This is a genomic window from Variovorax ureilyticus, from assembly GCF_037889935.1.
GTDB lineage: Bacteria > Pseudomonadota > Gammaproteobacteria > Burkholderiales > Burkholderiaceae_C > Variovorax > Variovorax ureilyticus.
This window is the reverse complement of record NZ_JBBKZU010000009.1, coordinates 209,230-229,239: the sequence shown is the minus strand read 5'-3', so window position 1 is coordinate 229,239 and position 20,010 is coordinate 209,230. Positions and strand designations below refer to the sequence as shown.

The window sequence follows — 20,010 nt, the reverse complement described above, 5'->3', positions numbered from 1 at the left end:
CGAGAGGGCAATATTGGTTTCATGAGTAGAGTGAAAGCTTTGTGATTACTGCTTGAACACGGATACATGTGTTCGCCAGCAGAGCGCCGATCGTGAAACAAATAAGGGGTTACCAGAAGCTTCATAGCCCGTCGCAAGCGGAGAGACCAGTCCATGGAACAACCAACTCCCTCACGTTCCCCTCTTGAAGCTGAGCCGCTTTCGCTGGTGGATCTGTTCGTAGCCCGCAACGGTCTCGCGCCGACCTCGGGACAGGTCATGGACGAGATGCAGGTTCCGGCGGCACTGGCCACGCGGTGGGCCGCCAAGGCAGTCGAATCCTCCCTGCTTCCCGACACCCTCTTCGCTGCCGCCTGGGCGCTGCTGCAGGGCCGTTGGCTCGGAAGCCTGTCGAATGGTGACGGCGCAAAGACGGCCGGCGACTGGGTCGCGGAAATCGGCCGGGCACAGCCCGATGCATCCGACGACCCCGAAGCGTTCCGCCTGACCTTCGCACCCGGCACCTCGCTATTGAGCCTGCGCGGACCGGCCGCCCTGCTCGATGCGAAGCTCGCTGCAACGTTGCTGGCTGCCATCGCCGATACCGCTGCCGACCTGCTGGATCGCCCCAGCGTCCCATTGCGCGAAATCCGCACGCTGACTGCCGATGACCGGCAGCGCCAGCTGGAAGCATGGAACGTCCCGCCGACGCCCTACGACATCGGATTGACCGTCCACGCGATGTTCGACCGCCAGGTCGCCCTACGCGGAGACGCCATCGCGCTCACCGGCGAAGACGGCTCCCTGAGCTACAACGAAGTCGCGCGCCGTGCCGAAGTGATGGCGCGCAGGCTGCAAGCGCGCGGCGTCCGGGCCGGCCATGCAGTGGGCGTGATGCTCGACCGCTCGAGCGCCGCCGTCATCACCCTGCTCGGCATCCTCAAGGCGGGGGCGACCTATGTGCCGGTCCAGCCTGATTTCCCCGCCGAGCGCATCGCTTTCATGCTGTCGCACGCCGGCGTCGACCTCGTCGTCACCCAGGCCGCGCACCGGCCGCTCGTCCCCGACGAGCGGCCGGTGCTTTCCATCGATGACGGGCGAACCACCGACGAATCGGCGCTCCCGCCTTTCGCGCCCGCCGAGGTCGACGGCGAATCGGTCGCCTATGTGATGTACACCTCGGGATCGACCGGCACGCCGAAGGGCATCGAGATCTGCCACCGTTCGATCCTGCGCCTCGTGATCGACGCGCATTACGTCGACCTTGCCCCCGGCGAAGCGATGCTGCACGCGGCGCCACTCGGGTTCGACGCCTCGACGCTGGAAATCTGGGGTCCGCTGCTCAATGGCGGAATCTGCGTGGTCCACGACGAGCAGGTGCCGACCGGCGCCGGCCTCGCGCGCACCATCGAAGGCCATTCGGTCCGCACCGCATGGCTCACCGCCGCCCTCTTCAATGCGGTGATCGACGACGATCCGCTGCAGCTCAAGGGACTGCGCCAGTTGCTCGCGGGCGGCGAAGCGCTGTCCGTGTCGCACATCCGCCGTGCATTGGCCGCCCTGCCCGACACGACGCTGATCAACGGCTACGGCCCGACCGAGTGCACCACCTTCTCGGCCACTCACCGGATCCCGCGCGACCTGCCGGCCGATGCGCGCTCGGTGCCGATCGGCCGCCCGATCAACGACACCACGCTGCGCGTGCTGAGCCCGACGATGGCGATGCTGCCCGCCGGCCTCGTGGGCGAACTCTGCATCGGCGGCCGCGGCCTCGCGCGCGGCTATCTGCAACGGCCCGACTTGACCGCCGAACGCTTCGTCGCCGATCCGTACGGCGGCCCGGGCGACCGCCTCTATCGCACCGGCGACCAGGTGCGCTGGCTGCCGGACGGCACCATCGAATACATCGGCCGCGCCGACGGGCAGGTCAAGATCCGGGGCCATCGCATCGAGACGGGCGAAGTCGAGGCGGCGCTGCTCACGCACCCGGGCATCAAGTCGTGCGCCGTGATCGCGCGCAAGGATGCGTCGGGCCGGTTGGGCCTCGTGGCGTACCTCGTGGCCCGCGGCAACGAAGTGCCGTGGACGACGCTGCGCCATCACCTCGCCGACCACCTGCCGGAGGCGATGCTGCCTTCGGCACAGGTCTGGCTCCCCCAACTGCCGGTGACGAACAACGGCAAGCTCGACCGCCGCGCGCTCCCGGAGCCACCGCGCGAGCGGCCCGAACTGGCACAGGCCTTCGAGGAAGCGCGCAACGACACCGAACGGATGGTGTGCACGGCCTTCGCGCGAGCGCTCGGTATCGACCGGGTCGGCCGCAACGACAACTTCTTCGACCTCGGCGGCGATTCGCTGCTGGTCCTGAAGGTGCTGAAGGACTTGCAGCGCAACAGCGACCGCCGTCTCTCGACCAACATCTTCTTCCGCCAGCCCACGCCCGCCGCACTCGGCGCGAGCCTGCAGGCCGATGAACCCGCTGCGCCACAGCGCTCGACCGCCAAGCTCGCGCCGCGCGCCGGCGCCGACATGGAGCCCGTGGCACTGATCGCCATGGCCGGCCGCTTCCCCGGCGCGGCGGATGTCGAACAGTTCTGGGACAACCTGCTCGCCGGCCGCGAATCGATCAGCTTCTTCGACGACGCCACGCTCGACGCCGGGGTGAGCGCCGCGCTGCGCGCCGACCCTCTCTACGTGCGTGCGCGCGGCATCATCGAAGACATCGAGCAGTTCGACGCCGCTTTCTTCGGCATCAATCCGAAGGAAGCCGCGTTGATGGATCCGCAGCATCGCGTGTTCCTCGAGATCTGCTGGGAATGCCTCGAACGCGGCGGCTACGTGCCCGACCAGGCACCCGGCCCCGTCGGCGTCTATGGCGGCATGTACAACCCGACCTACTTCCAGCGGCACGTGTCGACGCGGCCCGACCTGGTCGAGATGATCGGCGAATTCCAGGTGATGCTGGCCAACGAGAAGGACTACATCACCACCCGCGTGGCCAACAAGCTCAGCCTCACCGGCCCGGCCGTCAGCGTGCACACGGCGTGCTCGACCTCGCTGGTCGCGGTGGCGCAGGCCTTCCATGCGCTGCGCACCGGCCAGTGCCGCATGGCGCTCGCGGGCGGCGCCTCGGTGAACTGCCCGCCGCGCAGCGGCTATCTCTACAACGAGGGCTCGATGCTCTCGCCTGACGGCCACACGCGCAGCTTCGACGCGAAGGCGAAGGGCACCGTGTTCAGCGACGGCGCCGCGGTGGTGCTGCTCAAGCGGCTTTCCGATGCGATCGCCGATGGCGACACCATCTATGCGGTGCTTCGTGGCGCGGCGATCAACAACGACGGCGGCGCGAAGGCCAGCTTCACTGCGCCGAGCGTGGACGGCCAAGCCGCGGTGATCGAAGCGGCGCTGGCATCGGCCGGCGTCGAGGCGCGCAGCATCTCGTACATCGAAACGCACGGCACCGCGACGCCGATGGGCGATCCGATCGAAGTCGAAGGCCTCGCGCGCGCCTTTGGCGCACACACCTCCGACAAGGGTTTCTGCGCGATCGGCTCGCTCAAGAGCAACGTGGGCCACATGGTCACGGCCGCGGGTGCGGCGGGGCTTATCAAGGCCGCGTTGTCGCTTCACATCGAGGCGATCCCGGCAAGCCTGCACTACGAAGCGCCGAACCCCGCGATCGATTTCGCCGCCACGCCGTTCCATGTGAACAGCCAGCTTCAGCCCTGGCCGCGCGGAGCTGCACCACGTCGCGCCGGCATCAGCAGCTTTGGCGTGGGTGGAACCAATGCTCACGTCGTGATCGAGGAAGCGCCGGTGCGCGAGCCTTCCGAGCCGGCGACCGGCCCTCAACTGCTGACGCTTTCCGCTCGCTCCCCCGCCGCATTGGCCGCCGCGGTGACGCGTCTGGCCGATCATCTCGACACGCATCGCGACCTCGCGCTCGGCGACGTCGCGCATACGCTGCGCGTGGGCCGCAAGTCCTTTGCGCATCGCGCCTGCGTGGTGGCGAGCTCCGTCGACGAAGCCATCGCCGCGCTGCGCAACGCGGATTCGCCCGCGCGTGCCACCGCGTCGGTCAATGCCTGGGTGCCGCAGCCGGTCTTCGCGTTCCCCGGGCAAGGCGCGCAGTACGCCGGCATGGGCCGCACGCTGTACGAGAACGATGCGGTCTTCCGCGTCGCCTTCGACGATTGCCTGCGCGCTTTCGACGGCGTGCTGGGCTTCGACTTGCGCGAGCGCATGTTCTCGGACGATGCCTCGGCGCTCGCACCCACGTCGGTCACGCAACCCGCGACCTTCGCGCTCGAATATTCACTCGCGCGGCAGCTGATGGCGCTGCATGTCCAGCCCGCTGCGATGGTCGGTCACAGCGTCGGCGAATTCGCCGCCGCGGTGCTGGCCGGCGTGATGCGCCTCGAAGATGCCGCGCGGCTCGTGGCACGCCGCGGCGCGCTGATGCAGGCGCTGCCCGCGGGCACGATGCTTTCGGTGCGCATGCCCGCCGCCGACCTCGTGCCGCTGCTGCCCGAAGGCATCTCGCTGGCCGCCGACAACGGCCCCAATGTCTGCGTCGCCGCGGGCCCGAGCAACGCGATCGAGAACCTGCGCATCGCACTCGAAGCCAAGGGCGTCATCGCCAAGGCACTCCAGACTTCCCACGCCTTCCATTCAGCCATGATGGAACCGGCCGTCGAGCCCTTCGAAGCGCTGGTGCGCGAAACGAAGCTCTCGCCGCCCAGGCTGCCGATCTACTCGACGCTCACCGGCCGCATGCTCACCGCTGAAGAAGCGACCGACCCGCACTATTGGGCGCGCCACCTGCGCGAGACGGTGCGCTTCTCGCCCGCCGTGCGCGAAGTGCTGGCGAAGCTCGCGCACCCGCTGTTCATCGAGATCGGCCCGCGCAGCACGCTCGCGACGCTGGTGCGCCAGCATGCGACCAAGGCCGTGCCCGCACCCGCCGTGTCGCTGCTGCTCGATCAGCCTGAGGGCGAGAACGCCGCGTGGCGCCTTGCCGCGGGGCGCCTCTGGGCGCAGGGCATCGAGCTCGACCTGAACACCCTCGACACGCGTGTCCGCAAGCAGCGCGTCCGTCTGCCGACCTATCCCTTCGAGCGCAAGCGCTTCTGGATCGACATCGCCGCGGCACCCGCCGCGACGGTCGCACCCCTGGCGGCTTCCTCCGCTTCCGCCCCTCTTCTTTCCAATTCGCTTCCGGAGTTGACAATGACTGTCGCCGCCACTTCTGCACCGCCCGCGCGCCGCGCTTCCCTCGTCACGCGTCTGCGCGAGCTGTTCGAGGACCTGTCCGGCGTCGAAATGGCCGGCGTCGATGGCGGTGCGGCGTTCGTGGAGATCGGCCTGGATTCGCTCACGCTGACGCAGGCCGCGCTGCAGGTCACGAAGACCTTCAAGGTGAGCCTGAGCTTCAGGCAGTTGATGGAAAGCTATCGCAGCTTCGACGCGCTCGCCGAGTTCCTCGACGCGACGCTGCCGCCCGACATCGCGCCTGCGGCGCAGCCGGCACAGGCACCGGTCGCGGTTGCGCACGCCGCACCGTCGATCACGCCGGTGCAGCAGGTCATGCCTGCGATGCCCGTGATGCAGCCCCTGGCCGCCGGCACCGGCAGCCTCGTGCAGCAGCTCATCGCGCAACAGATGCAACTGATGCAACAGCAACTCGCATTGCTGTCGGCGGCACCGACGATGCCGGCCAGCCCCGCGCTGCCGGCATCGACGGTGGAGCAACCCACGCCACCGGCCACCGCCGCGGCCACGGCGTCCAATCCACAAGCCGCGCAGCCGGCGGCCGCGCCCGACGCGGAAGCACCGGCCGGCGAGGTCAGGTACGACGTCAAGAAGGCTTTCGGCGCCATCGCCCGCATCCACACGCAGGCCAAGGAACCGACCGAGCGCCAGAAGGCACGTCTCGCCGCCTTCATGCGCCGCTATACGGAGCGCACGAAGAAGAGCAAGGAATTCACCGCGCAGAACCGCCCGCACATGGCGGACCCGCGGGTGGTGAACGGCTTCCGGCCGGTGACGAAGGAGATCACCTACCAGATCGTCGTCGAGCGCTCCAAGGGCTCGCGCCTCTGGGACATCGACGGCAACGAGTACGTCGATACGCTCAACGGGTTCGGCATGAACCTTTTCGGCTGGACGCCGGACTTCATCAACGAGGCTGTACACAAGCAGCTCGATCGCGGCTACGAGATCGGTCCGCAGCATCCGCTCGCCGCCGAGGTGACCAAGCTGCTGTGCGAGCTCACCGGCTTCGACCGCGCGGCCCTGTGCAACACCGGCTCCGAAGCGGTGATGGCGGCGCTGCGCATCGCGCGCACCGTGACCGGCCGCAACACCGTGGTGCTGTTCACCGGCTCTTACCACGGCACTTTCGACGAAGTGCTGGTGCGCGCAGGACGCAATGCCAAGGGCATGTCCGCCGCGCCGGGCGTGTTGCAGACCATGTTCGGCGAAGTGCGCGTGCTCGACTACGGAACGCCCGAGGCACTCGAATTCATCCGCGCCAATGCCGACGACCTCGCCGCCGTGCTCGTCGAGCCGGTGCAGAGCCGCCGCCCCGACTTCCAGCCGCGCGAGTTCCTGCGCGAGCTGCGTGCGATCACCGAGAAATCGGACACCTGCCTGATCTTCGACGAGGTCATCACCGGCTTCCGCAGCGACATCGGCGGCGCGCAGGCGATCTTCGGCATCCGCGCGGATCTCGCCACCTACGGCAAGGTGCTCGGCGGCGGATTCCCGGTCGGCGTGATCGCCGGCAAGCGCGCCTACATGGATGCGCTGGACGGCGGCGCATGGCAGTACGGCGACGACTCGATGCCCACCGTGGGCGTGACCTACTTCGCGGGCACCTTCGTGCGCCATCCGCTCGCGCTCGCCGCGTCGAAGGCCGCACTGGAGCACCTGAAGCAGGACAACAACAAGCTGCAGACACAGCTCAACCTGCACACCGCCGCGATGGCCGACGAGCTGACCGCGTTCTGCCGCGAAGTGGGCGCGCCGCTGGAGATCCGCTACTTCTCATCGCTGTGGCGCGTCACCTGGCTCGAAGATCATCCGCTGCAGGACCTGCTGTTCGCGATGATGCGCAGCCGCGGCGTGCACATCCTCGACAACTTCCCCTGCTTCATGACGACCGCGCATTCGCAGCAGGACATCGCCACGATCAAGTCGGCATTCAAGGAATCCATCGCCGAGATGCAGGAAGCCGAATTGCTGCCGCGCCGCGCGGTGGCCAAGCCGGCCTTCGATCCGTCGCATCCGCCGGTGCCCAATGCGCGCCTCGGTCGCGACAAGGACGGCCAGCCCGCGTGGTTCGTGCCCGATCCCAATGCCCAAGGCAAATTCACGAAGTTCCAAGCATGACTGAAGCCGTACTCACCCCCGTCGACAGCGCGCCGGCCGACGACTTCGATCCCTTCGCCGCGGGCCTCATCGAGCGGATCGTTCCGACGACCGAGGCGCAGCGGGAGGTCTGGCTGGGTGATCGGCTGAGTCCGGAAGCTTCGCTGGCCTACAACGAGTCGCTGCGGATGCGCCTGCGGGGCGCGCTGGATGCCCGCGCGCTCGCCGCCGCGCTCGACCAGCTGGTGGCACGGCACGAATCGCTGCGCGCGACCATCTCTCCCGATGGCACTCAACTGCTGATCGGCGAAGCCGTGCCGGTGGGCATGGCCGAGCACGACCTGCGGTCGCTCGAGCCCGCGGCGCAGAAGCGCCGGCTCGAGGACGAGAGCCTCGCGGCGGTCCTCGATCCGTTCGAGCTCGAAAAGGGGCCGCTCTTCAGGGCCGCGCTCTACACGCTGTCGGACACCGAGCATGTGCTCGTGATGACCGCGCACCACGCGGTCTGCGACGGCTGGTCGTGGGGCGTCATCAGCCAGGACCTCGGCCTGCTCTACGCGGAGCAGATCGGCGCCGGCCCGGCGCTCGAAGCGCCGGCGCAGTACTCCGACTACGCCGCCTGGGAAACGCAGGAAGCGTCCAGTCCCGCGATGCAGGCGCACATCGACTACTGGCTGTCGCGCTTCGCGGGCGGCAGCCTGCCGGTGCTCGAACTCCCGCTCGACCGGCCTCGCCCGGCCGTGCGCACGTTCAGCTCGCGCCGTGTCGACCACGTGCTGCGCCGGGATCTGATCGATTCGCTGCGCAAGGTCGGCGCCTCGTCGGGCACGAGCCTGTTCGCGACCATGTTCAGCGCCTTCGCGGCCACGCTGCACCGGCTGACCGCGCAGGACGACCTCGTGATCGGCATCGCCGCCGCCGGCCAGATGCCGAGCGACATGCACTCGCTGGTGGGCCACTGCGTCAACACGCTGCCCATTCGCGTCGCGGTCGAGCCGCAGATGTCCTTCGAAGCCTTCGCCAAGGCCTCGGGCACGACGCTGCTGGACGCCTTCGAGCACCAGACGCTGACCTACGGCACGCTGCTGCGCAAGCTGTCGGTGCCGCGCGATCCGAGTCGCCTGCCGCTGGTGAACGTGCTGTTCAACCTCGACAGCGGGGCGCTGGTCACGAGCAACTTCCCGGGGATCGAATGCGAGCAGAGCTCGATCCCGCGCCGCTACGAGAACTTCGAGCTGTTCGTCAACATCTCGCCGATTGCGACGGGAATGCAGATCGAGGCGCAATACAACGCCGATCTGTACGACGACGCCACGATCAAGCGCTGGCTCGGGATGTACGAGTGTCTCCTGCGTGCGGTGGCCGCCGATCCGGCTCAGGCCGTCGGCAGGCTCAACGTGCTGGACGAAGCGGAAGCGAAGGCCATCGCTGCGCTGCAACCGGTCCCCACGGCTCGCACCGGCCAGCCGCTGATGCACGCCGGCTTCGTCGAACAGGCCGCGAAGACGCCCGAGCGCAGCGCGCTGCGCGACGGCGAGCGCCGCCTGACCTACCTCGAACTCGACGAGCAGTCGAACCGCCTCGCGCATGCGTTGCGCGAACGCGGCATCGGGCGCGGCCAGCGGGTCGGCCTGTGCCTGGACCGCGGCGCCGACATGATGGTCGCGCTGCTGGCGGTGCTGAAGTCCGGCGCCGCCTACGTGCCGCTCGATCCGGCCTTTCCGCAGGCACGGCTCGACTACTACGCGGAGGACGCGCAACTCGGCCTGCTGCTGACGAATTCCACCGTCGCCGCGATGCCCGCGAACTGGTGCGCCGATGCCGCCGGACGCGTCCTCGCGCTCGACCGCGACACCGGATGGCAGAACCAGCCGGCCACCGCGCTTTCGCCGTCCGCGCAGGACGCGCAGGCCGGCGACGCGGCCTACGTGATCTACACCTCCGGCTCCACGGGCAAGCCCAAGGGTGTGTGCGTGCCGCATGGCGCGGTTGCGAATTTCCTGCAGAGCATGCGCGAGGCGCCCGGCATCACCGCCGACGACCGCCTGGCGGCCGTGACCACGCTGTCGTTCGACATCGCGGTGCTCGAACTGATGCTGCCGCTCACCGTGGGCGCCGAAGTGATCCTCGTGTCGCGCGACACCACGATGGACGGTAACGCGCTGCGCGCTCTCATCGAACGGAGCGGTGCGACCCTGATGCAGGCGACGCCGGGCGGGTGGCGCCTGCTGCTCGATGCGCAATGGCCGGGTTCGCCGAACTTCAAGGCGCTGGTCGGCGGCGAAGGATTGCCATCGGATCTCGCGCAGTCCCTGCTGCAGCACTGCGGCGAGCTCTGGAACATGTACGGGCCGACCGAGACGACGATCTGGTCCACCCTCTGGCGCGTCGAACCTGCGCGGGTCGCGCAGCGCGGCGTCTCGATCGGCAAGCCGATCGCCAACACCACGGTATGGGTGCTCGATGCACAGGGCCAGCGCTGCCCGGTCGGCGTGCCCGGCGAAATCGTGATCGGCGGCGACGGCGTGACGCTGGGTTACCTCGACCGGCCCGAACTCACCGCCGAGCGCTTCATCCCCGACCCCTGGAGCGCGCCCGGTGCGCGCCTCTACCGCACCGGCGACCGCGGCCGCTGGGGCAACGACGGCCTGCTCGAACACATGGGCCGCTTCGACTTCCAGGTGAAAGTGCGCGGCTACCGCATCGAACTCGGCGAGATCGAGGCCGCCTGCAACGAAGCCCCGGGTGTGGGCAACAGCGTGGTCATCACCCGCGAGGACCAGCCCGGCGACGTGCGGCTGGTCGCCTACGTGAGCCCGTCGGCGGGCGCGAGCATCGATCCGCACGAGCTGGACCGCCGCCTGCGCGAGCGCCTGCCGCAGTACATGCTGCCGCAGCACGTGGTGACGCTGGACGCGATTCCCTTCCTGCCCAACGGCAAGGTCGACCGCAAGGCGCTGCCGAAGCCCGCCGCGGTGCGGGAGCAGACCGCTGCGCGCGTCGCGCCGCGTAACGCGCGCGAGAAGGCGGTGCTCGGCCATATGGAGCACGTGCTCAACCTGCCGGGCCTCGGCGTGCATGACGATTTCTTCGCGCTCGGCGGTCATTCGCTGCTGGCGGCGCGCCTGGCGACGCTGCTCAGCCGCGAGTTCGATGTCACCGTGCCGCTTCGGGTGCTGTTCGAGGCACCCACGGCCGAGCGTCTCGCGGCCGCCATCGAAACGCTGAGCCGGACCGGCACGCCACGCGGCGAGGCGATCAAGGCACTGCCGGGTCGCCGCACCGCGCCGCTGACGCCGATGCAGGAACGCATCCGCTTCCTCGAGGAGATGTACCCGGACCGCTCCACGTACAACGCGCCCTCCGCGCACCGGCTCGGCGGCCTGATGGACGTCGACAAGTTCAAGGCCGCGCTGCGCTCGATCATCGAGCGGCAGCCGTCCCTGCGCACCGCCTTCGGCATCGACCCCGCGACCGGCGAGCCGGCGGCGCTGATCGCCGAGAGCCTGCCGTACGAATTGCCGCTCGTCGATCTGAGCATCCTTCCCGAAGGCGAACGCGCGAATGCGCTCAACGAACGGATGCGCGAGCTGGCGGACCGCCCCATCGCGATCCACGAGGCGCCGCTGTTCCATGCGACGCTGTTCCGGCTGGCCGCCGACGACCATGTCTTCGTGTTCGTGCCGCACCACCTGGTCTGGGACGGCTGGTCCTTCGACCTCCTGCAGCACGAGCTGGCGACGATCTACGGCGCGCTGGTGCGCGGTGAACCGCACGGCCTGCCGCCGCTCGCGGCGACGCACGGCGACTACGCCGACTGGTACGCGCGCTGGCTCGAATCGCCCGCCGCGCTGGTGCAGCTGCGCTACTGGAAGGAGCGCTTCGCCAAGGCGCCACCGGCCAAGGCGCCGCGCACCGACATGCCGCGTGTGGCCGGCATGAGCGGCCACGGCGGATCGCACTGGATCAGCGTCGACAAGGAACTCACCGAAGGGCTGCGCCAGCTCGGCCAGCGTCACGAGATGACGCTGAACATGCTGACGCTCGGCGTCTACGTGATGATGATGAGCCACGTCATCGGAACGCCTTCGATCGTCATCGCGACGCCCGTGCGCGGCCGCGAAGCGCCGGAACTCGAACCGGTCATGGGCTTCTTCAACAACCTGCTGGCGCTGCCCTTCCAGATCGACGGCGCGCTGCGCTTCGGCGAGTTCATGCAATACGTCAGGCAGGAAATGATCTCGGTGATGGATCACCAGCAGATCCCCTTCGAGCGGCTCGCCCGCGAGCCCGAGTTCGCCGAGCGGGCGCAGGGCGTGGGCCTCTACCAGGCGCTGTTCTCATTCCAGGATGCGCGCGAGCGCGAAACGGAAGTCGGCGGACTCGCCGACCGGCAGGTGCACCTGGTGCAGCACGGCGCGACCGACGACCTCGGGCTCTGGCTCATGGACAAGGCGAACGTGCTGGAAGGCGCGGTGATCTACAACGCCGACATCTACAGCCAGGAAACCGGTGCGGCGTTCAAGGCGCGCTACATCGAACTGCTGCGTCGGGTGGTCGACCAGCCCGACGCGACCCTCGAGGCGCTGCTGGCCCCGCAGGGCTCGGAAAGCGCGACTTATCTGCAGCGGCTGTTGGCCAGCGCGGCCGATGTGATCGATGCGTCGGCGCCGGTCGTCGAATCGGTCCCGGTGGCAGCGCCCGTCACGGCAGCACCGCGGCCGCAGGCGCTGCTGCAGCCGGAGCAGGCGCGCCTGGCCCAGATCTGGGCCAGCGCTTTGAGCATCGACGTGAACGACATCCGTCCCGACGAGACCTTCTTCGACCTCGGCGGCGATTCGCTGCTGGCGATGCGCGTGGTCCAGCAGGCCGAGCAGGTGATGGGCTTCCGGGTCGAACCGCGCCGCTACGTCTACGAAACGCTGGCGCAGCTGTCGTCCGCGGCGACCGGCACGGCCATCGACCCGGTGGAAGCCATGACGCCGGAGAAGGAAACGAAGCGCGGTCTCCTCGGCCGCGTGTTCTCCGGCTGGAGCCGCAAGGGCTGAAGGAAACACCGTGTCGACGATCACCCCCATCACCCGGCGTGCGCCCGAGCATGTGTGGCGGGTCGATCTCGACGCGGCGACCTGGGGGACGGCGTGCCTGTCGCGCGACGAACGCGAGCGCGCAGCACGCTTCGTCTTTGCGCGCGACCGGGAGCGTTTCGTCGCGGCGCATGTCGCGCTGCGGCAGGTGCTCGCAGCCTACTCGGGCGTTACCGCCTCGTTGCTCCAATTCCTGCCGGGCAAGGCCGGCAAGCCGGCGCTCGCGCGGCCGGCCGGCCTGCAGTTCAATCTGAGCCACAGCCAATCGGTCGCGCTGATCGCGATCGCCGACGGCAACGCGGAAGTCGGCGTCGACGTCGAGGTGCTGCGTCCCATGCCCGATGCAGAGGCCATGGCCGCGGCCTATTTCACCGACGCGGAGCAGCGCGCGCTGGCGGCCGTCGGACCCGAGTTGCGCGACCGCGCCTTCTTCACCTGCTGGACGCGCAAGGAAGCCTGCCTGAAGGCGGTCGGGCTCGGCCTCGGCGTCGACACACGCAGCTTCGAAGCCGGCGTCGACGAGGGCACGTGCGAGACGCGCATCCCGGTCGACGGCGAGACGGCACGCGTCACGATCTCGTCCTTCGACGGCGGCGATGGCGTCGTCTGCGCAATCGCGAGGCGGATTTCCAACGACACGGGTGCGCGTCGCCCCATCCACGAAAGCGAGTTGTACGCATGACGCCCATGCTTTTCGGCCCTCCCTCCCGGCAGTTGTTCGGGTTGTTTCATGCGCCGGAACGCGACAGCAACCTGGCGGTGCTGATCTGCATGCCGATCGGCCAGGAAGCGATTCGCGCCCACCGCCTGTTCCGCGTGCTCGCGGATCGGCTCGCGCGTTCGGGCATCGCGGTGCTGCGCTTCGACTATCACGGCACCGGCGATTCGCCTGGCGAAGACATTTCCGGCGAACTCGAGGGCTGGCGGCGAGATGTGTGCACCGCGCACGAGGAACTGCACCGCCGCGTCGGCGCGCGCCGCATCCTGTGGCTCGGCGCGCGCCTGGGCGCATCCGTGGCGGTGCTCGCGGCGAAGAGCGGCCACTGCGACCCGGCGCGGCTGATCCTCTGGGATCCGATCGTCGACGGCGTGCGCTATCTCGACAGCCTGCGCGCAAGCCATGTCGATGCGCTCGAACGCTCCTTCTGCGTGCCGGACCCGGCCTGGCGCCGTCGGCTCTCGAAGGACAGCGACGCCTTCACCGAGGAACTGCTCGGCTTCGCGGTGTCGCCGATCCTGCGCCAGCAGCTGCGCTCGCTGACACCGAAGTCGCTCCGGCTCACCGCCCTGCACCAGACCACCGTGCTCGCCGACGCGGAAGACCGTGCCGCGCAGGAATGGGCACGCGAGGAAATCGAGCGCCGCATGCCTGTCACACTGTCGTCGTTCCAGCATCCACTGATCTGGACCTCGGACCCGCAACCCAACAACGCCATGGTTCCGGCCGAAGCGTTGCAGCGCCTCACGGCTGAAGCACATGACTGACTCCAAGGAAACCCCTGTCCAGTTCGGACCCGACGGGACGCTGATCGGCATCGTCACGACGCCGAGCGAAGGCACCATGGAACCGGTCGGTTGTCTTCTGCTGAACATGGGTGCCACCCACCGGATCGGCCCGCGCCGCATCAACGTGAAGCTGGCGCGGCGGCTGGCCTCGCTCGGCATCAGCACCGTCCGCATGGACCTCGCGGGCCTGGGCGACAGCCGCGCCGCCAGCAGCTCCGAACACTTCCGCACGCAGGCCGTGCTGGACATGCAGGCCGCGCTGAACCTCATGGGCACCATGCTCGGCATCCGTCGCTTCGTCGTGATCGGGCTGTGCTCCGGCGCCGCCAATGGACTCGCGCTGGCTGCCGCCGACGCGCGGGTGGTCGGCGTGCTGATGTTCGACGGGTATTCGTTCCTCGGCCGCCGTGCGCTCTGGGAGCGCTCGTTCCGCCGCGCGCTCGCGGCGGCGACCAATCCGGTCATGATCGAGAAGACCGGCCGCTGGCTGCACCGCAAGTTCTCGGCGAAGGCCGCCGCGGCCCTGGCACCGGACATGTTCGAGCCCGAGCCGCCGCACGTCGTGGCCGCGAACTTCCGCCGTGCCATGACGCAGACGGTGGAACGCAATGTGGCGATCCTGTTTCTCTACAGCGGCACCCTGCACGTGACGGACAGGAACCGCGACCAGCTCGGCGACTTCGTCAACGAGCCGTTCGCCAAGCACATCGAATACATGTTCGATCCCGCGATCGACCACAACCTGACATCGCTCGCCGCGCAGGAGACCTTCCAGGCGATCGCATCGGACTGGGTGCTGCGGGTGGCACGCCGCGAGGCGCCGCAGAACCCGTACTCCGCCGCCACCGGCCGCCCCGCCGGGCTGGGCGGTCCAGTCCACGGCAATCTGGCGCTGGCACGCGACGCGGTCGCCTGACCGCGCGCCGTTGCCTCTTGCTCAGCCGGCTGCGCCGGCGGCGTGCGGCTCGGGAAGATCCTCGCCCGGCAGTTCCTGCAGCGGCCCGCTGCCGCTGTAGCGGTCGAGCGCGAGGTAGATCGCCGGCGTGATGTAGAGCGTGATCACCTGCGAGAAGATCAGCCCGCCCACCACCGCCACGCCCAGCGGCTGACGCAGCTCGGCCCCGGCGCCGAGGCCCAGCGCGAGCGGCAGCGCGCCCATCATCGCGGCCAGCGTGGTCATCAGGATCGGGCGGAAGCGCAGGCGGCAGGCTTCGCGGATCGCATCGACCGGCTTCATCCCTTCGGCGCGCTGCGCCTCGAGCGCGAAGTCGATCATCATGATCGCGTTCTTCTTGACGATGCCGATCAGGAGCAGGATGCCGATGGTCGCGATCAGCGTCAGGTCGAAGCCGAAGAGCTTCAGCGAGATCAGCGCGCCGACCGCCGCCGACGGCAGGCCGGCGAGGATGGTGATCGGGTGGATGTAGCTTTCGTACAGCACGCCGAGCAGCACGTAGATCACCAGCACCGCCAGCACCAGCAGCACCGCCTGGCTCGACTGCGAGCTCTGGAACACCGCCGCATCGCCGCCGTAGCTGGTGATGATCGAGGGCGGCATCTTCAGCTCTTCCTTGAAGCGGTCGATCTTCGCGGTGGCGTCGCCCAGCGGCACGTCCGGCGCGAGGTTGAACGACACCGTGACCGCCTGCAGCTGGCCCTGGTGGTTGACCGAGGTCGGCCCCACCGTGCGCTTGACCGTCGAGAACGCCGACAGCGGCACGAGCTGGCCGGCCTTGTTGCGCACAGACAGGCGCGACATGTCTTCCTCGAACTGCCGGTCGTTGTCGGCCGCCGAGAGGATCACCTGGTAGGTGTTGCTCGCGCCGTAGATGCTGCCGATCTGCCGGTCGCCGTAGGCGTTGTAGAGCGCCGTGCGCAGGTCGCCCACCGCGACGCCGAGCACGCCGGCCTTGTCGCGGTCGATCTCCAGCGTGGCCTGCAGGCCGCGGTTCTGCGAATCGCTGGTGACGTCGCGGAAGATCGGGTCGGCGCGCATGCGCTCCATCAGCTTCTCGGACCACACGTTCATGGTGCCGGCGCTGACGCTCTGCAGGGTGTACTGGAAGCGCGCCTTGCTCTGCCGCCCGCCCAGGCGCAGGTTCTGGATCGGCTGCATGTACACCGCCACGCCGGGAATCTCGCGGAAGCGCTTGCGCAGCGATTCGAGCACCTGCGGCATGCGCGGGCGCTCGCTGCGCGGCTTGAGCACCACGAACAGGCGCCCCGCGTTCTGCGTTGCGGTCGGGCCGCCGACGCCGATGAAGGAGTTGACGTAGTCCACGCTCGGGTCCGCCATGATGGCCTCGGCCACGCGGTCCTGCAGCGCCTTCATCGCCGGGAACGAGATGTCTTCGGCCGCCTCCGTCGTGACCTGGATCTGGCCGATGTCTTCCTCGGGGAAGAAGCCCTTGGGGATGGTGACGAACAGCCACGCCGTGAGTGCGAAGGTGCCGAGCGCCACCAGCAGCATCACCGGGCGGTGCCTGAGCGTCCAGTCCAGCGTGCGCATGTAGCCTGAATGCACCCCGCGATAGCCGCGCTCGAAGGCCCGGCCGATCGCGGTGCCGGGCTCCGGGTGTTCCTCTTCATGGTCCATCGCGCCTGGCTTGCGCGGCACATGCTTGAGCAGGCGGCTCGCCAGCATCGGCACCAGCGTGAGCGAGACCACCGCCGACACCATCACCGCGAGTCCGACGACCACCGCGAATTCATGGAACAGCAGGCCGATCACGCCCGGCATGAAGAAGATCGGGATGAACACCGCCACCAGCGAGATCGAGATCGAGATGATGGTGAAGCCCACCTCGCGCGCGCCGCGCAGCGCTGCGGCGAAGGGCTCCATGCCCTTCTCCACGTAGCGCATGATGTTCTCGAGCACCACGATCGCGTCGTCCACCACCAGGCCCACCGCGAGCGTGATGCCGAGCAGCGACACGTTGTCCAGGCTGTAGCCGAAGGCATAGAGCAGCGCGACCGCGCCGATCAGCGAGATCGGGATCGTGAGCGCGGGGATCAGCGTCGCGACCAGCCGGTGCAGGAACAGGAAGATCACCAGCACCACCAGCAGGATGGTGCCCAGCAGCGTGAGCTGCACGTCGTGCACCGCCTCGCGGATCGAGAGCGAGCGGTCGTTGAGCACGCTGATCTCGACCGACTGCGGCAGCTCTTCGCGGAAGCGCGGCATCAGCGCGCGCACGGCGTCGACCACCTGCACCGTGTTCGCATTCGGCTGGCGCTGCACCGCCAGCGAGATCGAGTTCTTGCCGTTGTAGGCGCTACCGGTCTTGACCGACTCGAAGCTGTCCTCGATGGTCGCGACCTCGTCGAGCCGCACCGGCGCGCCGTTGCGCTGGCCGACGATGACCTTCGCGAAATCGGCCGCCTTGAGCATCTGCTCGTTCGCCTGGATGGTCAGCGTCTGGCGCGGACCGTCGAGCACGCCCACCGGCGTGTTGGCGTTGGCGAGCCGCACCGCGTTGGCGAGTTCGTCGAGCGTGATGTTCCGAGCGTTGAGCAGATCGGCGTCGGCCTTGATGCGCACCGCGAAGCGCTTCTGCCCGTAGACCACGACCTGCGCCACGCCGTCGATGGTCGAGAGCGTAGGCGAGACGAGGTTCTCGGCGTAGTCGTTGAGATCGGACGGCGTCATCGAATCCGACGTCATCGCGATGAAGAGCACCGGTGCATCCGCCGGGTTCACCTTGCGGTACGACGGCAGCTGGGTCAGCTCCTGCGGCAGTTGCCGCTGCGCGCGCAGCAGCGCGGCCTGCACGTCGACCGCCGCCGCATCGATGTCGCGCGAGCTCACGAATTCGAGCGTGACCGAGGTCGTGCCCTGCGTGTTGACCGAGCTGATCGTCTGCAGCCCCGGGATGGTGGAGAACTGCTTCTCGAGCGGGAGCGCCACCGACGAGGCCATCGTCTCCGGACTCGCGCCCGGCAACTGCGCGTTGACGTTGATGACCGGCGTGTTGTAGCTCGGCAGTGCCGCGACGGGGATCTGGAAGTACGCAAAGATGCCGATGACCACCACCGCGGCAGAGAGCAGCACCGTCATCGCCGGACGACGGATGCACAGCTCGGAGATGTTCATGCGCGCTCCCGTTCCGCGACCAGGCTGGCGTTGGTCGGTGCGACGGTCGCGGCACTGCCGGGGCCGGGCGCCTGACCCTCGGGGCGCTGCGGCGCGCCGTTCGTCTCGGTGCGGATCTTGCCGCCCGGCCGGACGTTCTGCTTGCCTTCGATGACCACCTGCTCGCCCGGCTGCACGCCGCGCACGACCACCTGCGTGCCGAAGGTGTAGACCGATTCCACCTTGCGGCGCGCCGCCTTCTTCTCGGCATCGATCACGTAGACCGATGCGCCCTCGGACAGCATCATCACCGCGGAGGCGGGCACCACGGTCGCATCCTCGATGGTGCGCACGGTGACGCGGGTTTCCACGAACTGGCCCGGCCAGAGGCTCTGGTCGGCGTTGTCGAACACCGCCTTGGCGCGCACCGTGCCGATGAGCGGGTCGACGGTGTTGTCCACGAAGTTGAGCTGGCCCTTGAGCGTTTCCTTGCGACCCGGCACCACCGCCTCGACCGGCGTGTGCGCACGCGCTGCCGCGAGCAGATCCTGCAGCTTGCCTTCAGGCACCGGGAAGCTCACCGCGATCGGGTCGAGCTGCGTGATCGTCACCAGCGACAGCGTGGGCTGCACCAGCGTCCCGGGATAGATGTTCACGGCGCCGATGCGCCCGGCGATGGGCGCGCGCAGCGAGGCGTAGCCCAGCGCCACTTCGGCGGACTGCACCGCGGCGCGGTCGGCGGCGACGGCGGCGCGCTGCGCCTCGAGCTGCGAGAGCGTGGCATCGACCGCGCTCTTGGCGATGAAGTTCTGGGCCACCAGTTCCTGGTTGCGGCGGTACTGGCGTTCGAGGTCGGCCAGCACGGCTTCATCCTTCTGCTGCTGCGCCTTGGCCTTGGCGAGATTGGCCTGATCGGGCCGGTCGTCGAGCGTGAAGAGCAACTGGCCAGCCTTGACGAACTGGCCTTCCTTGACGTGTACCTGCCGCACCGTGTTGGTCACCTGCGGCCGAAGGTCGACGCTGTTGAGCGACACCACGCTGCCGTTGACCTGCACCGTGACCGGCACGCTTTGCTTCCTGGCGACCGCCAGCGTCACCAGCGCGGGCGCACCGGCGCCCGGTGCGCCGCCGGCAGCCTTGCCGCCGGAAGCCGAGGCGGTTTCGGCGCCTTGGCGCGACTTGGCGCCGGACCACCACCAACCACCGGCGGCGGCGGCCACGACCAGCACCCCGGTCAGGGTGAGTACGAGATTTTTCTTCATGGGACAACCATCATGGATCGAAGCTCTGCATGCCGGAATGGGAGTCGCACTAGGGGAACGACACGTCGGAATTTTCCGGCGGCAGCTATTGGAGCAGCGCAGGGGAGAAAGACGCCCCGCCTTCCGTAAAGATAAGTAAAGCGTCCAGGCACAACGACACGAAGACCGGGGCGGGCATGGGTGGGCGGCCGCTAAAATCGTCGATCCCCAGCCTCTGGATGAACCCCATGAACCGCTGCAAGAAGCTCCTGAATTCCGCCGTGCTGGCAATGCTGAGCGTCGTGGTCCTCCCGGCCGCGCTCCTTTCCTCGCCCGCCGCAGCGCAGACCGCGCAGATCCCGAATACCCAGAACGAAGCCGCCAACGGGGGCCGCAACTTCCCGGCCGGGACGCTGCGCGGGCAGTTCATGGTGGTGAACTACCCGCAGATCCAGCTCGACGGCCGCGCTGAGCAACTGTCGCCCGGCGCACGCATCATGAGCGCCAACCGGATGCTGGTGATGCCCGCTTCCATCACCGGCCAGAACCTGCTGGTGAACTACACGCGCGATGCGGCCGGACTGGTGCGCGAAGTCTGGATCCTCACGCCCGAAGAAGCCGCGACCAAGCGCGCGAGCGCAGACCGTCCTCTTTTCAATTTCTGGCCCTTCGTCGCCGAGAGCGGTCCACGCGACGACGGCAAGACCCCGTTCGACCAACTCCCCCGCTACGGGCAATAAACAAGCTCGCCCCC

General features: G+C 68.6%; 8 protein-coding genes. 6 read left to right on the top strand and 2 right to left on the bottom strand.

The window, feature by feature from the left end; translation table 11 throughout:
* The first annotated feature begins 153 nt into the window (after positions 1-153).
* From WKW77_RS21230 to WKW77_RS21210, 5 genes are read left to right on the top strand one after another with little or no spacing between them, the layout of a single operon-like run.
* Positions 154-7,371 carry an amino acid adenylation domain-containing protein gene (locus WKW77_RS21230; RefSeq protein WP_340358861.1) on the top strand — a complete coding sequence of 2,406 codons (7,218 nt, stop codon included), beginning with the start codon at positions 154-156 and terminating at the stop codon, positions 7,369-7,371.
* A complete protein-coding gene (locus WKW77_RS21225; protein WP_340358860.1) occupies positions 7,368-12,398 on the top strand; it encodes an amino acid adenylation domain-containing protein in 5,031 nt (1,676 codons plus the stop codon). Before WKW77_RS21230 ends, WKW77_RS21225 begins: the two co-directional genes overlap by 4 nt.
* A 10-nt stretch (positions 12,399-12,408) precedes the next feature.
* Positions 12,409-13,119, top strand: coding sequence for a 4'-phosphopantetheinyl transferase family protein (locus WKW77_RS21220; RefSeq protein ID WP_340358859.1), 711 nt, complete (start codon positions 12,409-12,411; stop codon positions 13,117-13,119).
* On the top strand, positions 13,116-13,922 hold the full coding sequence (locus WKW77_RS21215; RefSeq protein ID WP_340358858.1) for an alpha/beta fold hydrolase: 807 nt from the start codon (positions 13,116-13,118) through the stop codon (positions 13,920-13,922). Before WKW77_RS21220 ends, WKW77_RS21215 begins: the two co-directional genes overlap by 4 nt.
* Positions 13,915-14,859, top strand: a complete 945-nt coding sequence (locus tag WKW77_RS21210; protein WP_340358857.1) for an alpha/beta fold hydrolase — start codon at positions 13,915-13,917, stop codon at positions 14,857-14,859. Before WKW77_RS21215 ends, WKW77_RS21210 begins: the two co-directional genes overlap by 8 nt.
* A gap of 21 nt (positions 14,860-14,880) precedes the next feature.
* Here the strand turns inward: WKW77_RS21210 and WKW77_RS21205 are convergent, their stop codons facing one another.
* Together WKW77_RS21205 and WKW77_RS21200 are read right to left on the bottom strand one after the other, a co-directional pair.
* Positions 14,881-18,036: an efflux RND transporter permease subunit gene (locus WKW77_RS21205; RefSeq protein ID WP_340358856.1), complete on the bottom strand. Its 3,156-nt coding sequence runs from the start codon at positions 18,034-18,036 to the stop codon at positions 14,881-14,883.
* Positions 18,033-19,277 (bottom strand): efflux RND transporter periplasmic adaptor subunit, encoded by a 1,245-nt coding sequence (locus WKW77_RS21200; RefSeq protein WP_340358855.1) that lies wholly within the window; start codon positions 19,275-19,277, stop codon positions 18,033-18,035. The genes WKW77_RS21205 and WKW77_RS21200 overlap by 4 nt, the downstream gene beginning before the upstream one ends.
* A 227-nt stretch (positions 19,278-19,504) precedes the next feature.
* On the opposite strand from WKW77_RS21200, the gene WKW77_RS21195 reads away from it, so the two are divergent.
* Positions 19,505-19,996 (top strand): hypothetical protein, encoded by a 492-nt coding sequence (locus WKW77_RS21195; protein ID WP_340358854.1) that lies wholly within the window; start codon positions 19,505-19,507, stop codon positions 19,994-19,996.
* Positions 19,997-20,010 lie beyond the last annotated feature (14 nt).

What these genes read in the sequence shown, in the direction of transcription:
- WKW77_RS21230 (WP_340358861.1), top strand. Translation starts at nt 154, where the DNA reads ATGGAACAACCAACTCCCTCACGTTCCCCTCTTGAAGCTGAGCCGCTT.
- WKW77_RS21225 (WP_340358860.1), top strand. Translation starts at nt 7,368, where the DNA reads ATGACTGAAGCCGTACTCACCCCCGTCGACAGCGCGCCGGCCGACGAC.
- WKW77_RS21215 (WP_340358858.1), top strand. Translation starts at nt 13,116, where the DNA reads ATGACGCCCATGCTTTTCGGCCCTCCCTCCCGGCAGTTGTTCGGGTTG.
- WKW77_RS21210 (WP_340358857.1), top strand. Translation starts at nt 13,915, where the DNA reads ATGACTGACTCCAAGGAAACCCCTGTCCAGTTCGGACCCGACGGGACG.
- WKW77_RS21205 (WP_340358856.1), bottom strand. Translation starts at nt 18,036, where the DNA reads ATGAACATCTCCGAGCTGTGCATCCGTCGTCCGGCGATGACGGTGCTG.
- WKW77_RS21200 (WP_340358855.1), bottom strand. Translation starts at nt 19,277, where the DNA reads ATGAAGAAAAATCTCGTACTCACCCTGACCGGGGTGCTGGTCGTGGCC.
- WKW77_RS21195 (WP_340358854.1), top strand. Translation starts at nt 19,505, where the DNA reads ATGAACCGCTGCAAGAAGCTCCTGAATTCCGCCGTGCTGGCAATGCTG.